Below are 1248 nucleotides of genomic sequence, written 5' to 3' on the forward strand. Positions count from 1 at the left end.
TACTATACATATAGTACCCTCCTAAGGGGAGCCTTAACGGGTTCCCCTTTTTTATATTAAAGGAGAGATTAAATGAATGAAATTTTGGATAAAGCCGCTGATTTTGGCAATAAATTAGTATCCGTAATTCCAATAAAAAACTCCCCGCTTAAAAAACGGGGAGTTTTGTTAAATAATTTTTGCTTAGTTTATTTTGTAACTGTCTCCGTCCTGCTTGCCTAAAGTGGAACAGATTTTTTTGTCGTTATTGGTTTGGGTCCCAGTGGCACATATAAGGCCGTCACTGTCATAGCTGCCGGTTATAGTGTAAGTATAGGAAGAGCCGGCATTATGGGATGCTGTTACGGAACTTTCGCCCAAAGTATATGTAAAGTTATCCGTAGTTGCCGTGCCGCCGCTGACGCTCACGTTTTTGCCAGTGATGTCAAAAGCCAAATCCTGAAAAGCCGTGGCGTAAGATTCGTTTTCTTCATAATATTGCTTTTGCGCGGCGACTGCGTGTGAAACAACTCTTATGGCTTCAGTGGCTTTGCCCTTCTCAACCGAAGTTAAAAATGAAGGATAAGCCATAGAGGCCAAACCCGCTATCAAAATAACTACTACCATAACTTCCAGAAGAGTCATACCCTTTTTGTTTAATTTTGACATATTACCCTCTCTTTTGCAGTTTGCTTATATCCGCCGCGGAGCCGGTCAAAACTTTATAAATCGCGCTGAGCAGGTTTATACGGTTGTTTTTGACCGCCGCATTTTCGGCGTTTACCATTACTTTATCAAAGAAGTTGTTAAGAGGCAACTCAAAAGCCGATAAAGCCTTTAAAATCGCGCAGTAAGCTTCTTTTGTTTCCAAGCCCAAATCAGGCCTTATTTGATTTTGGATATCCTCTAAAGCTTTAAATAAAGCGTTTTCTTCCGGCTGTTCAAACAAGGCGGGGTTTATTTCGCCCGTTTGTTGTACGCCGGCTTTCTTTAAGATATTGCCGACGCGCTTTGCCGACTGTCCCACGCTTGCCAAGCTTTCTCCGCTTCTGGATTCTTTTAAAGCTTCCGCGGCGGCGATTATTTTTGCCGGCGTTTTGGAAACGTCTTCCAGCGCGGCTATTTCGTCTGCGGAGGAGCCGTTTGTTTCCAGAATATTGGCAAGACGCTGCCAAAGGAAGTTTTCCAGTTCGGCGGTATGCTCGTTTGCTTTGGGCAGAAGAGAATTCGCTTTGCTTACAATTTCCTTAACGGAAAGATTAAAATTGT

Annotated in this window: 2 protein-coding genes; both read right to left on the reverse strand. The window is 42.9% G+C overall.

Going from position 1 to position 1248, the window contains the following annotated elements:
* Window positions 1-183: 183 nt before the first annotated feature.
* Complete coding sequence (locus ACQY26_RS00110) at window positions 184-648, reverse strand: type IV pilin protein (RefSeq protein WP_428047052.1); 465 nt, start codon at window positions 646-648, stop codon at window positions 184-186.
* A 1-nt stretch (window position 649) separates the two neighbouring features.
* Window positions 650-1248: DALR anticodon-binding domain-containing protein (locus ACQY26_RS00115; RefSeq protein WP_428047053.1), on the reverse strand; the 599-nt coding region annotated here is incomplete at its 5' end.

Origin of the sequence: Candidatus Proelusimicrobium excrementi (genome assembly GCF_937881865.1) — a bacterium.
Taxonomy (GTDB): Bacteria; Elusimicrobiota; Elusimicrobia; order Elusimicrobiales; family Elusimicrobiaceae; genus Proelusimicrobium; species Proelusimicrobium excrementi.

Excerpts from the sequence above, each read along its gene's own strand:
- ACQY26_RS00110 (WP_428047052.1), bottom strand. The coding sequence starts at position 648 with ATGTCAAAATTAAACAAAAAGGGTATGACTCTTCTGGAAGTTATGGTA.